Genomic DNA, 14,945 nt, shown 5'->3' on the forward strand with positions numbered 1-14,945 from the left:
GCCCTCAATGCGGTATCCGGGTGCACCAGTGCGGGGGTGGAACCTCTCAGACCGGCATGATGGAAGATATGAGTGACAAGAAGAATCGAACGGTTGCTGAGTTCTTAGGCGATGGGGGAGCAATCCCATTCACGATCATTGCAATCGTGTTTATATCCCTGATGGTTTACGGCCTCTTCGCCTAGGGAGGGATAGTCGATGACAGTTACTGGGATTTTTGGCGTTCCTGGCGCAGGTCTTGAGAACCAAGATTTTGCACGCAACATTGGCACCGCTAAAGCTGGTGCCAAGTTTGAAAAACGTACTGCGAAGGTTCTCAACGAACTATCCAAGCAATGCGCTGTGCTCCATGATGTGCGCATCCCCTTAGCAGGCGTAAAGGCGAATATGGATCATATCGTTGTAGCCGGCAAGCATGTGATGCTGATTGATACAAAAGGGTGGAGCAAAGGCTTCTATTGGACTCTCCCCGGCCTTGGTACTTTCCACGGGGTGAAGCGGGCTTTGTATGTCGATAAGCCCCTGAGCATGGCTCACAACGCTTTTGGCGACCTGCTACGCGCAGATGGTGAGGTCAGCACCCCTACCATCGCTGTCTGGGGATCAGACGGTGATGTGAATGTCCGCCACGTAAGAGTCGTCGGTGCCAATGTCATCGAAGCCTCCACCCTCCGCACGGCTGTCCGCAAATTCGTCCTGCGCCACGGTGAAGGGCACGCTGATCGTCAGGTCGTACAGAAACTCCTACCTTTCGTGGTGAAAAGCTAATGGCACGTCGTCGCCCAAGTTCGGCACCAAAACCCAAAGCAGTACTTTTCACGGTTCTCGGTTTCACCCTCATGTTCGTTCTGTTGTGGTTCGGATTACCCAGCGTTCCTGCCCTATGGCTTGGACTGCTCATAGGAGCGATAACCTACCCACCTTTCCAATACACAGGGAAGAAGGATAAATCAGGCAAGCCAACTCCGCTCGATGATTCTGAACGCACTAAAATGCAGAAGTTCAGGTTCTGGCAAGACATGCGAACCTCCATCTTCTTCAAAGATGCGTTTACCCCAGGGATCAATGTGTTGTTGTCCTGGATCGGATCGTTGATGATAGCTGTCGCCGGTTTATGGGTGCCAGTGAGTTTCCCTGGTGACGGAGGAGCGTTTATGAATGCCCTCTTCACCTTCATCACCCTGACCGGATTGCACGGATCGCGCCGTCGAACGAAGTATGAAGACGATGTAAACCCAGGCGTTCGTTTCTCTGCATTAATCCAGCTTTTCAAGAGTTCTGAACGAAATACCGCGATAGGGCTGGGGATCGGTGGCCTCATCGGCGGTATGGTCATCGCCTCAGTCATTAACATCTTCCGCCCGGTCTACGAAGCGGTATTCACAGCACCTACCTGGTCTCTGTATCTGATCTTCGGGCTAGGACTACCACTTCTCCTGCTAGGCCTGCGTGTCCGCAAAGAGGCCATTAAACAATGGCAGATTGTTGTGAACGCCCGAGAAGAGTGGCGACCTCGCTGGCAAATGCTGAACCATGATCCAGCGCCGAAACTGATCAACCGGCAGATTCTCGGTAAGGCGACACTAGACACTTTTCTAGCTCCCCAATCTGTAGGCGCTCAGAAATACACGTCCATGGAATCTCAGATCGCCCCCACCATCGGTGGAGGCATGATCGTCCACACGTTAGAAACTCACGACTCATACCAGGATGGAAGGCCGATTCCTGGTTCGCGTAGTCCACTGAAGTTTGAAGTAGCCTCGTGGTTCCGCGAAGACGATCCTGATGTAGGTTCTTCAACCACACCTTTCGAGTTCGTTGAGCTGAAGGCTCGGTGCGCTCTTGCCAAAGCCTGCGACGAGGGGAAACTCAACCCGCGATTCGTTTTCGAAGGCATTAGCCCTATCACTGTCGCGCCTGACTCAAAAGCGTCTTCCCCAGTATCGTCAAGCGTAGAAGGCCAAGTAGTTGCATGGTCAGACCCAGATGCAAATACCCAAGGGCCAGCCTTAGAAAAAGGCGAAGACGCTGACGACGCACCAATGATCTATCAGCTTCACTGGTCACATCATGACGGCGCGGACTCACGCAGTTTCTTAGAACTCGCCAACGACGAATTTGAACTAGCTATTGGTACTCAAGCAGTTACCGATCATCGAGCTGATGATGGAAATGGATGCCTTTATTTCGGAGAGCTAACTGCCGAAGTTGATTTCGTGGAGAATTCCCCTGTGACCGGCGAAGACCTCGATCGCATCCTCGGTGAAATGGAATGGGCTAAACGGTGGCGCTCTGCCAGCTCCAAGCTTGGTGCAAACCCTCCACGTCCAGAATGGGATTTGCAGGAGTTCTCTACTCTTGCCAGCGGAGCTGTGATCGAATCCCTGCCTTTCGTCACGCGCGAGGGCGTAACCCCGGCAGTGCTGTTTGACCTAGAGAAGGAACTTCCAACAGTTTTGGATGCGGCCCCTTTCGTGTCGATGACCGGTTTTCAAGCCCCTCAAGCTGGGGATCGGCATCCTATGGGCATCGTGGTTCGCCACAGCAACGATCACAGCATTCCCACTTCACCTGAATCGCTGGCTCCTGCAAGCGGAGAGAAAGCACCGGAATGGGTTTTGGCAGGGCTTTTGAACCGTGCGTTCAAATCTGCTCGGCTTGCCCGCCCAGAGCTTATCTCTGCCACTTGCCTCACGCATCGGCGCGCCCGGAAGCATATCTGGAAGATGGAAGTCGCCTTGTACGACGGTGTGGTGTTTGAAGAAGTGCTCGCGCGCGCCACCAAGCTCAAAGTAGCTCTGGGATGCTCCTGGCTTCGCATCGCCCAGCATGCCAAGGGGTGCACCATTGTTGCAGGTGGAACACCAAATCACGATGATCTGGAACATCCTGACAGTGACGAAAAGTACCTGGAACAGCTCAACTGGAATCAGCACTTTATTGATGCCGGCTTCTACGGGCAGGAAGGCCGGTTACCTCAGATAACAAGTGTTTCTGTGCTTCCATACAACAAGGATGTTCATGTCTTTGAATTCAGCACAGCAAACACAGGCATCGTATTCTCAACCTTCAAGGGGAAGGTAGAGAAGCTAAAGACGGTCACCGAAAACTCTTGGGTTGACCCATTGCGAAATAGTAAAGACCCCACCAAAGTTACATTGCGCGTTTGCAAGACCAACCCGATTCCTGAACTGGCCAGATACGATTTCGATTACATCGACAGCACACATAAATTGCCTTTTGCAACAGGTGTGGAGGGAACCCCTCTCGAACTAGATTTCAAGGTTTCACCTCATTTGCTGTGTCTCGGTGCAACTGGCGGTGGTAAGTCAGTAATCCTTCAGGCATACCTGTTCTCCGCACTTTTGCGTGGATATGAACTGATCGTTATCGACCCCAGCAAGGGTGGCGCGGATTTCAAGTTCGCAGAGCCATACACCAGCGCTTTCACCGGCGACATTGAAGAAGCGCGGGCGATCATCCGCGCGCTATATGAGGAAGTCAAAAGGGTTAAAGACCTCAATGCTCAGTACGGTGTAGGTAACTATCGTGACCTGCCAAACGAAGTTCGTCCTAAGCATCGGGTCATCCTTATAGACGAGTTCACTTCGCTTATGGCACGTTTCCCCGTGCCCGCAGAAACCGACGATCCTGACGCGGAGGAAGAGCGTCAACGGATCATCCAGGAGAACTCGTGGCGTGCAGAAATCGGTACTTTCGTAGGCCGAATTGCTCGAGAAGCACGTTCTGCTGGCTTCAGCCTTATTCTCGCGACTCAGAAACTCTCCGCGAAGATCATGGAGAACATTCCTGGCGGTGAAGACCTCAAGACCAATATGGCAAGAGCCATTGTCGGTAATGCTTCTAATGGTGAATTGATGTCAGCTTTGCGCCAACCTTTCGGGGTGCCAAAGCTAGGTGATGAGGTTCCCAAAGGTCGAGGCTTGTATGAACCGCTCAGTTCGGTCGCGATGCCGATGCAGGTGTGGTTCGAACCAGAAGAGCAAAGCAAGCTGGGCTTTGAGCTGGAACGGCGCATCATTCCTTTGGTTCCGCACGAAAAACTAGATATTTCACGCTACATGGAACAGGGTACGCAAACTGTTGCTGGACTATCAGGTGATTCTGCCGGTGAACCTAAGATTGAACTTCTGGATGCAGGCGAGATTTTCGCTGGGTTCGATTGGGAAGATCTGGAATCTGCGGATGAAGATAATGTGCTTGCCGATCAGGAATCCCCTTCTCTGACCGCTTCAGAACTTGATGTTGAATCATTGGGTGAAAACACACTTAGCCTGTCGGCGCAGGCACCAGGAGTTTCAGAAGAGGATGATCTGGAATCCTACTTGGCAGAACTAGAGATGGAGGGAGCTGAAGGTTCGGCTGATACTGAAAAACAAGCGGAAACAGTTGTCGTGCATCAGCAGGTCGTAATGCCTGAAGATGCAAGTCGCGGAACACCATATGTCGCGCCAAATCAAGACATGATAATTCCCGAACCGCTGACTCCGTTGGTTTCCCCGTTGGCTGTTGAACAGCCGGCAGTTCAGATCAAACCCGAAGTAGCCGAGGCATTAGCACCTAATTTTGACCGGTTGAGCTTTGAGAACACACTTCTTGTGATGGGTGTTGAAGGTGTTCTTTTGCCAACAAGGCCAAAGGGTAAGACGAAGAGCTTCAGCACATCTACTAGAGGCCGGACTAGGTACCGTCCTGAGGTGGTAGATCTTCTTGTTCAGAACCCGAACCATATGGTGTTGTGCAAAGACGAAGACGACGCACAGGAGCTCCGCGAAAAGATAAGCCACCAGGTCAATTTTGTGCCGGCAGGTGAGTACATGCGTCAGGCTAGCGTGTACATGTTGAAGAGTCGTCGCCGGATGAAGGCTCACACAATCCTTGTCGTTGATCAGAGGCTTCTAGAGCCTTCCGAAACCCCGGATATGCGATGGGTAGATGTGATCGGCTCATATCTGCACCGTCCAGGCCGAATTCATGCTCGATACATCGAAGTGGAAGCTAGCAGTGGAATATCGGTTGAGCATCTGCACGAATGCATCCTTTGGCTTGGCGACATGACAGCTAGCGACCCTGGGGGAGTCATCGAGTACCTTGTGACGGAACCGGACGCGAGGCTGTCAGAGATGGTCACAGGAGCTAAATCTGCTCCTCAGCTCCCATCAACCTCTGAAGGGGTCACAGGCACCCCCGAACAGATCACAGAGCCTCCGGTGGGCTACCAAGAGCCGATAGAGTTCCAAGGAGACGTTTACGAGCCACAGGTGCCTGCGCAAGATCCTGTACAGGAACCAGAAGCTATCAGTGCCAACACTGGATATACCGCACCAGGCGATGACTGGTAGTTGATCAACAAAATGCCCTGCACAAAGTGTGCGGGGCATTTTTGTTGCCATGGAGGCATGAAAGAAAAAGCGGGGATGCTTCCGAACGCCATAAGGCCAATGGAAACACCCCCGCCGATCCCTGCTAGCTATTGCTAACAGAACTCGCAGTACCTCTACACCGTATCAATTTGGGCACGAATTCAGAACAACGATCATGGCGTTTTTTTCTGCCTTTGTGACAGAAAGCTTGTACTTGGACTTCACCATAATTTGCCGACTCACGTATTCACAACGAAAGCTCTTATTCGGGGGCAACCAGGCAGATGCTTCCTTGTCGCCTTTCTGGCGGTTGGCAGATGCGTCTGAAGCCATGAGATTCATTGGATCGTTGGCCAACCAGGTGCGCTCTTGTTCGGTGAGTTGTTGTGCTCCTGAGGCCCAAGCCTGCCCCAGCGCAACCACATGATCAATGTCTACTTTCCCGCCACCACGGACATGCTCAATCGTCTCACCGGTATATGGGTCTTTGAACGTGCCGGACAAAACAACGCAGTCACGGGTTCCCTGTTTGAAGATGACATTGGTGAGGTCACGGGCGAGAACATCATTTCTCTGGTCACAGCCATTTCGGTCTACGTCTTCCCATGTCTGGCCGAATTCTTCGCGTTTGTAGTTCGTCATTGGTGCTTTGCCTTTGACGGTCAACGCTTCAATCTGTGAACCAATTTCGTTGGTATTAAATAGTTCGGCAGGAGATTCTTCTGGTGCGCTGGGAGAGAGCCATTCCTCTACAGCTTTGCCGGCTTCTTCAGTAGCTATGTCAGTGGCGATCTGATTGATCTGGTCGCACCCTGTAAGCAGTGTGGCACTCAAGGCCAGAGCTGACAGCGCTATTTGTTTTCTTTTAGTCATGACTCCTATGTGTGCCTTCGGATAAGAGATTATGAGTCCGGCTTTCTCAGTAAACAGACTTCAACGTTGAAATCGCTTCGCGCAAGAGCACTGGTTTTACACCTGCAACGGTCGTTAGGAAGGCGGTTCGTCTGGTTCGTCGACGGTTCTCATCGGGGAAAAATACTACGACTGTGAAGTAGGCGGTGGGGCGCTTGAAAATGATCGTTCTCTTGCAGTCGCTTGTCTCGTCGGAGTACACGGCCCAACTGGCTTGCTCCGCTACCAGGAAGACATTCGTTAACCAGCCTGATGCTTTCGGCGGAAGATGATGCATTCCGGTGTCCTCCTATGCATGTCCTGAAGGGCAGAGTATCTAAGAAACGAACCCTGAAGCCATTCCGGCAGCCCAGAACCGCTGAAAGCAGGTGTGCTTTGCGAACTATGAAGCTGAGGTGGAACAGAAACGCCTAGTCAACTGCGTGAAATTTTTTGTTCCTCACGGCACACATTGGAGATGTACGAACCACAACGCTTCATGAAAGGAAGTCTCCAATGACCACCCTGATCCCTTCCCACAACCGCCAGGCAACCCGCATCGGCACCGATCTTTCGGGCATTACCAGCATCGACGACGCAATGACCAAGGCCAAGCTCGACTGGACGGTGAATCTGGTGCCAGCACAAGGCCTCATGATGCTGACCGAGGAAGGCGTAACTAACACTTCCATACCTGACATGCGGATGGTCATGCGTTCCGACAATCATGTGACCCTCGGCGTTGTCGGCGGACGTTACCAGAACGTCGACAACCACGAAGTGTTTTCTCTGGGCGAGCACATCCTCAGCCATGGCGGAAAACTGGTCTCAGGCGGTGAACTCAACCATGGCCGACGCACCTTCATGCGGTTCGACCTTCCAGAAACCCACGTGAATGTAGGAGGTTCAGACCTGGTGAAATTTGGCATCGTGCTCCGTGCCTGCCACGATGGCTCCGGCACCGTCACGGCTGGTGTTGAAGGCCTCCGCCTAGCCTGCACCAACGGTATGGCCGTCAAGATGCACGTACCTCACGCCTTCAGCATCCGCCACACTACGAATGCAAGGCAACGTCTCGCTACGGCCGAGCGCGTTCTACAGGGAGCTATCACCTACGCCAAGGAGTTCAGCGCCATTGCAGAGGAAATGATTTCTCGGCCATTTACGCGGACAGATTTTGTTGCTTACATTGATGCTCTCTACCCAGAACCAGACAAGCGCGAAAAGCGTAGCCACACCATCTGGTACAACCGTCGTCGAGAGCTGATCAGCCTGTTCACGTTCGCAGATACTAATGACTATGGACGGCATACCCAGTGGGGCGCTTTCAACGCTGTCACTGAATTCCTTGACTGGGGAACCACCGTGCGCGCAACTGGCGGTCAGAATGCATCTGAAGCTCGCGCTATGCGCCAGTTCGATCAAGCTCACCAGAGCGTCAAAGATCGAGCATTCGAACTGCTAACTGTCTAGAAGGGAAGTTGAAGGATGTGGCAGAGACCTAGAAGGTTCTGCCACATCCTGCGTCCTGGTACAGCAAGTAGAGACCAAAATAGAAAACTTGATCGTCTGTTCATGACCCCACGGAAGCTTATATCCACAAATCCACGGGTATTGGGCTGTCTATAGCTGTACTTAACTGTTTAACTAGAGGGTGCGCGAAACCTCGTTTTTTGTCAAACAGCCTTGCTAACGCTGGCAACTAGGTAAGGCAATGTCGAAAAAATCCTAGGAAAACCTACCACTTCGACAAGGGAAACCTACCACTTCGACAGCCCACTAACGGCTAAGAAAATAGAAACCTACCACTTCGACAAGTGATTTAGCCCCGTAAATTCAAGGAATATACCGTTATCAACAGGCCGAAGATGTGCCTTGGAGCAAAGCTACCACTTCGACAGTGGATAACTAAGGGAAGCGGGATTATCCCGTGGAAAAACCGTGATTCGCGGACGGGAGTAGATGCCAAATTTGGGGATAGGTCAGTGCTAGGATCGGAGAGATTAAGCAAAAAAAGACCCCCGTGGTACTTGCAATACCAAGAGGGTCTACAGCTAAATCACTGTCCTTCGAGAACTGAAGTTTTGCCGACCATGAGTTCTCGATCCACTAAAGCGAACGAACCACATAGAAGGGAACGCCACTTCTCTATAACAACGTCGACCCCATAGCAACCAGCAAGAGGGAAACGCCCTTCAGCCCAATCGACTTCTACATCGAATCGCCCAAAGGAGGATAGCAACATTCATGCTACCTGATAACTCCGACGTTGATACACCCCCAACGCGCAAAGCTACATCACAAAAGACTGAGAACGACAGCAACGAAGCTGAACCAGGTAAAGTCCTCAAGCTGACCCCACAGCAGACAAAGCTCCTAAACGTCGCGCAAAAGGTGAGAGAAGAAAAGGCTGAAGAACTCAGCTTCGGAATAGACTTCCTGGCAGAAACCTGCCTCCCTGTTAGCGATCCAGGAAGTGAACTTCGCGTCTATGAAAAGCGGAATGGGAAGCTTCACCTAGAAATTCAACCAGCTCGAATCCGCAACCCAGATGGTACGAGCGAATTTATCTATCCCTATGGTGTCTATCCACGCAGAATGATGATCTGGATCATCACTGAAGCCCTGCGTACCCGTAACCCGAAGCTATACCTGGGGTCTTCGCTCGCGTACTTTATGGAAAACAAGCTCAAAGTAAACGTAGGTGGTTCACAAGTAGCATCGCTCAGGAAAGCTACTCTGGCACTTCTACGGGCAAGCATAAGCGTGACCGCAGTAGATACGACGGGAAACTTGATTGTCGATGAATTTGAGAACTTCCATATTGCTCAGCAAGGCAGGATTTTTACACACGTAGGTGAAGCCGGTAGAGCAAACCCCGCAGAAAACGAGGAATCGTACATCCAGCTTAATCAGGGATTCTACGAACGCATCGTTGGGCGTGAGGGCGAAGATAACGGAAAAGCGTTTCCTGTCGATATGCGCGCGGTCGATGCTCTGGGCAAGGATGCTTTGGCCTTGGACGTTTACCTTTGGACAGTGCTCAGAGTCTACAAGGCAGGCAAAGGAACCCGAGCAGTCACCATCAAATGGACGACACTTCATCGGCAATTTGGAACCGAGATTGCAGAGACCTATCGCTTCAAACAGAAGTTCCTGAAGGCAATCAATAAGGTTGGATTAATCTATCCAGGGCTGAACTACGAAAGTGATCGAAAGACCTTCACCCTGCTTCATAGCGAGCTGGCAATTGCAGAAAGCCAGATAAGGCCACGAAGGTCACGGCTGAAGGCTAGGAGTGCATGATGAGTGAAGTCGAAAGCACCTTATCCGATGACATTGTGGAAGCACCTAGAGCTCTTCTGAACCGTTGGCGATCAATCGCAGATAGTACCGGCGCGAGGCGAACAGCGCCGGGAAGAAACACGAGAAATGGGCGTCTCAGGAAGTCCAGCCGTGGAAATGCCTCAAGGCCGTCATCTGGCGAGGACTCACCAGGTGACCCAAAACTGTTGGGCGGCATATTTGATCAGCTCACTAAGAATCATGCGTGGGAGTCAGGATTGGCCGTAGGCCGAGTCCTCGCATGCTGGCGAGAAATAGTGCCGGCTTCGATTGCAGAACGCTGTAGCGCTGAAGGAATGGAGGGAACGGTACTGCTCGTGCAGTGCGATTCGCCGGCTTGGGTGGCGCAAATGAAATTGCACAGTACTCAGATAGTCGAGTTAATTGCCAGCCGGCTAGGTTCCGAGGTAGTCACTGAAATTAGGGCAACCAGCGTGCTAGCCAGCAAAAAACGACGTAAATAGAAGAAGGTACTGGTCTACCAAGAAGCCGGTCAAATACAGTAATAAATACACGAACATGTAAAGCTGTACCGTAGATGCTTAAATACATACCTTGATACAGTAAAAAACCCCAGTAAACCGTATGGAAATACGGAATACTGGGGTTTTAGCGTTACTGCTTCATCTGGCCTTAGGACCAATTTGGGCAGGGAGTCAGGCTACCGGTAGACGTTCCCTGGCATGTGATTCTTCCCCGCGCATCACGCTCCGCTGTACCTGCGACCCTACTGGCGTTCATTCGATACTCGCAGTCACAGTGAATTCCATCGGCCTTGATGACTGTTGCGAGCGGGTGCTGACTTGGCGCGACAGTTTCTGCAAAGTACTCAATTGCCCTCAATGTTCCATCGCATGAAGCTGTGTACATAGCTCGATCAAGATAGCAGGCGAGGCATTCTTCGATGACCGGAACAGGCAACGCGTTATTCAAAGTACTATCCATAATGGTTCCTTCCGTAGACATTCAGGTTGCGGTTCCAATGTGTGCTCAAAGGCGAGAAATCGAAGAAGCACGCCTGATAGAAATGATTTCTATTAATGCTCCTGAACAGATTGTGGCAAATCTGTGAAAAGTGAAGCTGGGGATTGGTCAACCCTTGCCATGAAGAGTCGAACCGTTACCCCGTATGTTCAGAAGGCAAAAATCACCATACTTGAATACACATTGCTGTACAGGTTTACATGCATTTATACGACCTTAACTACATACCTAAGGTAAGCTTAGGTCAAAGTTAATGAGCCGTAGAGGGCTAGAACCCTGTAGATATAAGGGAGAATGCACAGATACGCCGATGCGATACGATTGCAACGTAGCGAAAGACGTAGCTAGCCTACGCGCTCCACAAAGTAAGGACACGTTCATGGCCACAACTATAACCCGCTCATCTTCGACGAAGCTTGAACCAGGCCAAGACTCCATTGACCGAGTATCGCCATGGCAAGACGAAGACACTAAGAAGTGGATGCTCGCCTGGTCATTACGCCTGCCGAACGGAAAGCTCGTTCGACGGCGTACTGAATCCGTGCGTAAAGGAGACCTGAGAGCGAAGGCCAGAGCTAAGGCGGAGGAAGTCCTAGCGAATGCTCAAGATTCTGAATGGAAACCAGGCTCTGAGCTTGCCAAGTACATCAACACAGTATCAAGGCCAGAAATCGAGAAGGCCAACCTGCGTGATCGTACCAAGGATCAGTACCTCAGCGTCCTCCGTCTTGTCGCTGGGGATTGCAATAAACACGGAAAAAACTCGGATAAACAGCATTCATATTCTTTGAAATATAAGTCGATTGATGACATGAAAACGATCAGAGTCATTGAACGGTGCCTGCAAGAGATAGCCGAGCTACACGGCAGAGAATCCGCCGAGCAGGCTAAAACAGTCATCTCTAAATACATCATTCAAGAGATGCGAAAAGATGCGCTGATTGACTTCAACCCCATGCGCGGGATGGATTTCAAATTACGTCACGTAGCAAACGTCATCAACCCCAACACCAAGAAAGGTGGCATTGCCCTCTCCCGTGACGACTACAACCGCGTAATTGACTTCCTACTGGAATTAGACCCCGTTGATATAGCTCCAGAGCGCACGCTTGAGAGGTTTAAATACCTTATACCGCGCGACCTTAGAGAAGCTGAATCTATAATTGATCTGACATTACTGCAAGCCACGACTGGACTGCGGGTAACCGAAGCTAATTCGCTCGTCTGGTCGGCGCACGTCGAAATTGACAAGGATCAGAATGTCCACATCTCCATCGACGCGGAGGTATCCAAAACGCACAGGGCGCGCAGAGTATCTATCCTTGACCCTCGCGTTGCAAAAAGATTTATTGAGCGCAAAAACAAGTATCCAGATTCGCTTTACGTCATCGGTTCGCCAATACACCAGAATAAACAATGGAACAGGCCAGCCGTTCATAAAGTAGCATCCAATCTTTATAGAATGCTCGCTAAAACTCTGAAAATAGTTGAGCTTGAGAACGAGAGAACTCACATCTGGCGGGCAACGCTCAATACACTACTCCGTGACCAGATTTCAGACGTAGACCGTTCAGCTTGGTTCGGGCACACCGTAGAAGTTAACCGCGCCAGCTACACCGACCTCTCGGACACCAGCGCTATGCTGAAAGCTTCAGAGTATCTTCGAGTTACTGCCCAACGCGTTGCCACCTAGGAGTAAGAATGATGAGTTTTTTAAAGAAACTTTTATCAACACGGGAGTCTCGTAAGCCGAGCTTCAGTCTCCAATGGATTGATCAGGCTGACCCCCAAGAACTAATTAACAGCTACGCGCGGGTTGACCGGTTCTTTGATGATCTAATCGAGGATCCCTCGCGCTACAGACTCTCTAATGTTCCTGCCGAGGACGGGAAGGAGAACGCCGTCCTCGTCGCTTATCTAGAAGGCGAACTAGTGGGGGCTATCTGGGCTGGCCCACCAATGGCGGAAGCGCAACAGGCTCAGATGTTTGGCTCCCTGCAAGGTCAAGCTCAAGCCATGAACGAACTGGCTTTGGCGATGTTGGATCACACCTGGATGCTCTTTGACGTGGCCGTGGCACCAGATCATAGAGGCAAAGGACTAGCTCAAGAACTTCTCCGAAGTGTTGTCGAAAAAGCTAGTACTCGGAAGATCGACTATCTTTGGGGCGTAGCAACACCAGCGTCGATCGGTTTTTACGAGAGCGTGGGTATGTCCGTGATGCCGGCAGAAGGAGCACTAGTCATTAGCCACATGCCCAGCGGTTGCAAGGACGGGAAGCCAACAGGGTATCTTCTCCCCATCATGGGTGAGTCTCGATGGATTCTCAGTCAGCTTCAAGGAGAAGTCCACTTGGGAATTAGTTATGTTGAGCAGTCCATGCTTGAACAATAACCCTTTAGCAGAGAACGCAATGGGTCTGTACGAATGTTCAGCTTCAGGATGGGAGAACAGCAATGGGCATGTCAGGAGAAGAGCATCCAGCGCTCCAAGAACAGCTCTGGAAGAACATAGAACAGCGCCTGGAAGAAGCCGTCCTGATCGAATGGGATGGTTGCCACACCATCAACGTGCATACCGTCAAACGTCCTGAAATTCAGTTCGGAGTATCTTTCGGCAACGATCAGCTCAGTAAAGGAGAGATGCTGGAAGCACTTCGCGAATGGTACGAACAGTCTTGCCAACTCAAATTCATCAGCGAAGTGCGACGTGCTGGCGCGATTACAGGGCTGACACCATTAATTGCGCAACGGGAAGAAGCTTTTGAACAGTAAGGAAATTTCCGTATGGAGGTAAATAACCCTCTTTCCCAATCAATCGCTGAACAACTGTTTGAGCAGATCAAAGGGAAGGGCATTGTATTGCAGGGCATAGCGGAAAGAACTGGAATTAGCATAGGTTCGCTAAGTAGGTACATCAACGGAAAACGTGACTTGCCAACTCCGATATTCGCGCTGATATGCAAAGACGTAGGCCTTGACGCTGGTGAAGTGCTTAGGAAAGCACTTGAAGTGGTCGCCAGCGCCAAGCAAGCGACGGATCAGCGGAGCCCCTGCTTGTAGATATTGCCTTATAAGAGAACGGTGCATCTAAGGGTGTGGCGTTCTTCTAGCTTTAACAGTTATTCGGCAGGATTCTGGCGTGCTTGAATGCTGGAAATAATGACCTGCTTTTCCCGATTGGCCTTCTTGAATAATTTCTCCATGGGAGGTCTGTGCTTACGCATGAATGCCAAGGGGAACCCGTCATCGTATGGATTCTCTGGATCGGTCTGGAAGTCCTCGTCACGGTTGGTGCCATAGTATCCGCCGACATACCCAGTTTCCGAGTCGTACAGCAGGTTGTACTCGGTATCCATTCCCAGATCAGCTGTGAACTCTAGGTATCGGCCTGTTGAATCCAACCGAGCCGACGTTGCTTGAAAGTCGCGCTGATATAGATGACCTAGAGCTTCGTTGGTCATCGAATCTGGTACCTTGTTGTGCCGGTGAAGCTGATCCAGTTCGAGCACAGCGCTGGCGTACCTTTGGTAGCCGGGAGAATAGTTAGGGTCGTTTGCCAACGCGTTGTAGAACTTGATGGATTGAGCGTAGGCTGGCGAGTCCTGAGTTAGTTGGTAAAACGACAGCTTCTCATCGTCAGTTTTACCAGTCGACGATGAAGCATATTCGAGGGTTATCGTCGGGAGTGTTTCACCAGGCACCACGCTGACTGCTTGAAGGTCTTTTCCATTCTCTTCCGAAAGAGTATGGAAGTGCTCTCTGCCAAGCTTGTTTGCTACATCGTGACACAACGCTTCCTTGTACGCCCAGTAAAGCTCCGCCTGGTTGTCGCCAGCACGTCGTAGGGGATTTGTTGTGGTGTATTCGTGGCTTCTGTCGCCAACGAACTCAGTCGTGGTGTCGGCAATGAATTCTGGATCGGAGGTGTCACATTCTTGATCAGTTCCCGGTCTGACTTCGATGCGGTAGTTTCCGTCTTTGGTGCTCAGGAAAAGACGCTCATCATCAGCGTGTTCGACCAGCTCGTGCATGTGCGCCGGAAGGTTATCTAGCACCCAGTTCTGATACCTAATATGTCCTGGCGTGGGAGCAAAATGAGCCAAACTGACCTTCGACTCGGATTTTCTTTCGTGGCTAAACTGTCCGCCAGTTGTCTGTCCTTTAGGTCGGCGTGATCGCCTGGAAACATCGCTCATAGTTATAGATGTGTGCGAAAAGTAATGTCTTTGGCGAGTTTTGGCTTGGAATACTTTGACGGATCGTTCTGTGCACGGGTGGCCTCGCCCAGACCGGCATGATGGGAAATAGAAGATCCGAGCAGAAAGCACCATCCCGATCT

12 protein-coding genes are annotated in these 14,945 nt (G+C 51.1%); 9 read left to right on the forward strand and 3 right to left on the reverse strand.

The genetic code is table 11. The features are described from left to right. The first annotated feature begins 198 nt into the window (after nt 1-198). Together ACT3UA_RS11275 and ACT3UA_RS11280 are read left to right on the forward strand one after the other, a co-directional pair. Nucleotides 199-768, forward strand: a complete 570-nt coding sequence (locus ACT3UA_RS11275; protein ID WP_444616472.1) for a nuclease-related domain-containing protein — start codon at nt 199-201, stop codon at nt 766-768. Beyond that, complete coding sequence (locus ACT3UA_RS11280; RefSeq protein WP_444616474.1) at nt 768-5,363, forward strand: FtsK/SpoIIIE domain-containing protein; 4,596 nt, start codon at nt 768-770, stop codon at nt 5,361-5,363. Before ACT3UA_RS11275 ends, ACT3UA_RS11280 begins: the two co-directional genes overlap by 1 nt. 165 nt (nt 5,364-5,528) lie before the next feature. Here ACT3UA_RS11280 and ACT3UA_RS11285 read toward each other — a convergent pair whose 3' ends face one another. Continuing rightward, nucleotides 5,529-6,257 (reverse strand): HNH endonuclease family protein, encoded by a 729-nt coding sequence (locus tag ACT3UA_RS11285; protein WP_444616476.1) that lies wholly within the window; start codon nt 6,255-6,257, stop codon nt 5,529-5,531. Between the two features lie 534 nt (nt 6,258-6,791). Here ACT3UA_RS11285 and ACT3UA_RS11290 point away from each other — a divergent pair. From ACT3UA_RS11290 to ACT3UA_RS11300, 3 genes are all read left to right on the forward strand, one after another. After that, the gene (locus ACT3UA_RS11290) at nt 6,792-7,748 is read left to right on the forward strand and encodes a DUF932 domain-containing protein (protein ID WP_444616478.1); all 957 of its coding nucleotides are present in this window, start codon (nt 6,792-6,794) and stop codon (nt 7,746-7,748) included. A gap of 774 nt (nt 7,749-8,522) precedes the next feature. Further along, a complete protein-coding gene (locus ACT3UA_RS11295) occupies nt 8,523-9,581 on the forward strand; it encodes a replication protein RepA (protein ID WP_444616480.1) in 1,059 nt (352 codons plus the stop codon). Next, entirely contained in the window at nt 9,581-10,084 is a 504-nt protein-coding gene (locus ACT3UA_RS11300) for a DUF721 domain-containing protein (protein ID WP_444616482.1), read from the forward strand. The genes ACT3UA_RS11295 and ACT3UA_RS11300 overlap by 1 nt, the downstream gene beginning before the upstream one ends. A 169-nt stretch (nt 10,085-10,253) precedes the next feature. Here ACT3UA_RS11300 and ACT3UA_RS11305 read toward each other — a convergent pair whose 3' ends face one another. Continuing rightward, a complete protein-coding gene (locus tag ACT3UA_RS11305; RefSeq protein ID WP_444616484.1) occupies nt 10,254-10,586 on the reverse strand; it encodes a DUF2695 domain-containing protein in 333 nt (110 codons plus the stop codon). A gap of 397 nt (nt 10,587-10,983) precedes the next feature. Here ACT3UA_RS11305 and ACT3UA_RS11310 point away from each other — a divergent pair, with 397 nt between their 5' ends. From ACT3UA_RS11310 to ACT3UA_RS11325, 4 genes are all read left to right on the forward strand, one after another. After that, a complete protein-coding gene (locus tag ACT3UA_RS11310; RefSeq protein ID WP_444616486.1) occupies nt 10,984-12,297 on the forward strand; it encodes a hypothetical protein in 1,314 nt (437 codons plus the stop codon). A gap of 8 nt (nt 12,298-12,305) precedes the next feature. Further along, nucleotides 12,306-12,998 carry a GNAT family N-acetyltransferase gene (locus ACT3UA_RS11315; RefSeq protein ID WP_444616488.1) on the forward strand — a complete coding sequence of 231 codons (693 nt, stop codon included), beginning with the start codon at nt 12,306-12,308 and terminating at the stop codon, nt 12,996-12,998. Between the two features lie 68 nt (nt 12,999-13,066). Next, on the forward strand, nt 13,067-13,378 hold the full coding sequence (locus ACT3UA_RS11320) for a hypothetical protein (protein WP_444616490.1): 312 nt from the start codon (nt 13,067-13,069) through the stop codon (nt 13,376-13,378). 12 nt (nt 13,379-13,390) lie between these two features. Then, entirely contained in the window at nt 13,391-13,666 is a 276-nt protein-coding gene (locus ACT3UA_RS11325) for a hypothetical protein (RefSeq protein ID WP_444616492.1), read from the forward strand. Between the two features lie 59 nt (nt 13,667-13,725). Here ACT3UA_RS11325 and ACT3UA_RS11330 read toward each other — a convergent pair whose 3' ends face one another. Next, on the reverse strand, nt 13,726-14,802 hold the full coding sequence (locus tag ACT3UA_RS11330) for a hypothetical protein (protein WP_444616494.1): 1,077 nt from the start codon (nt 14,800-14,802) through the stop codon (nt 13,726-13,728). Nucleotides 14,803-14,945: the final 143 nt, after the last annotated feature.

Origin of the sequence: Glutamicibacter sp. 363 (assembly GCF_052379505.1) — a bacterium.
GTDB lineage: Bacteria > Actinomycetota > Actinomycetes > Actinomycetales > Micrococcaceae > Glutamicibacter.

Bases quoted from the DNA above. Each gene is read 5' to 3' on its own strand.
- ACT3UA_RS11275 (WP_444616472.1), top strand. From the start codon at position 199: ATGACAGTTACTGGGATTTTTGGCGTTCCTGGCGCAGGTCTTGAGAAC.
- ACT3UA_RS11280 (WP_444616474.1), top strand. From the start codon at position 768: ATGGCACGTCGTCGCCCAAGTTCGGCACCAAAACCCAAAGCAGTACTT.
- ACT3UA_RS11285 (WP_444616476.1), bottom strand. From the start codon at position 6,257: ATGACTAAAAGAAAACAAATAGCGCTGTCAGCTCTGGCCTTGAGTGCC.
- ACT3UA_RS11290 (WP_444616478.1), top strand. From the start codon at position 6,792: ATGACCACCCTGATCCCTTCCCACAACCGCCAGGCAACCCGCATCGGC.
- ACT3UA_RS11295 (WP_444616480.1), top strand. From the start codon at position 8,523: ATGCTACCTGATAACTCCGACGTTGATACACCCCCAACGCGCAAAGCT.
- ACT3UA_RS11300 (WP_444616482.1), top strand. From the start codon at position 9,581: ATGAGTGAAGTCGAAAGCACCTTATCCGATGACATTGTGGAAGCACCT.
- ACT3UA_RS11305 (WP_444616484.1), bottom strand. From the start codon at position 10,586: ATGTCTACGGAAGGAACCATTATGGATAGTACTTTGAATAACGCGTTG.
- ACT3UA_RS11310 (WP_444616486.1), top strand. From the start codon at position 10,984: ATGGCCACAACTATAACCCGCTCATCTTCGACGAAGCTTGAACCAGGC.
- ACT3UA_RS11315 (WP_444616488.1), top strand. From the start codon at position 12,306: ATGATGAGTTTTTTAAAGAAACTTTTATCAACACGGGAGTCTCGTAAG.
- ACT3UA_RS11320 (WP_444616490.1), top strand. From the start codon at position 13,067: ATGTCAGGAGAAGAGCATCCAGCGCTCCAAGAACAGCTCTGGAAGAAC.
- ACT3UA_RS11325 (WP_444616492.1), top strand. From the start codon at position 13,391: ATGGAGGTAAATAACCCTCTTTCCCAATCAATCGCTGAACAACTGTTT.
- ACT3UA_RS11330 (WP_444616494.1), bottom strand. From the start codon at position 14,802: ATGAGCGATGTTTCCAGGCGATCACGCCGACCTAAAGGACAGACAACT.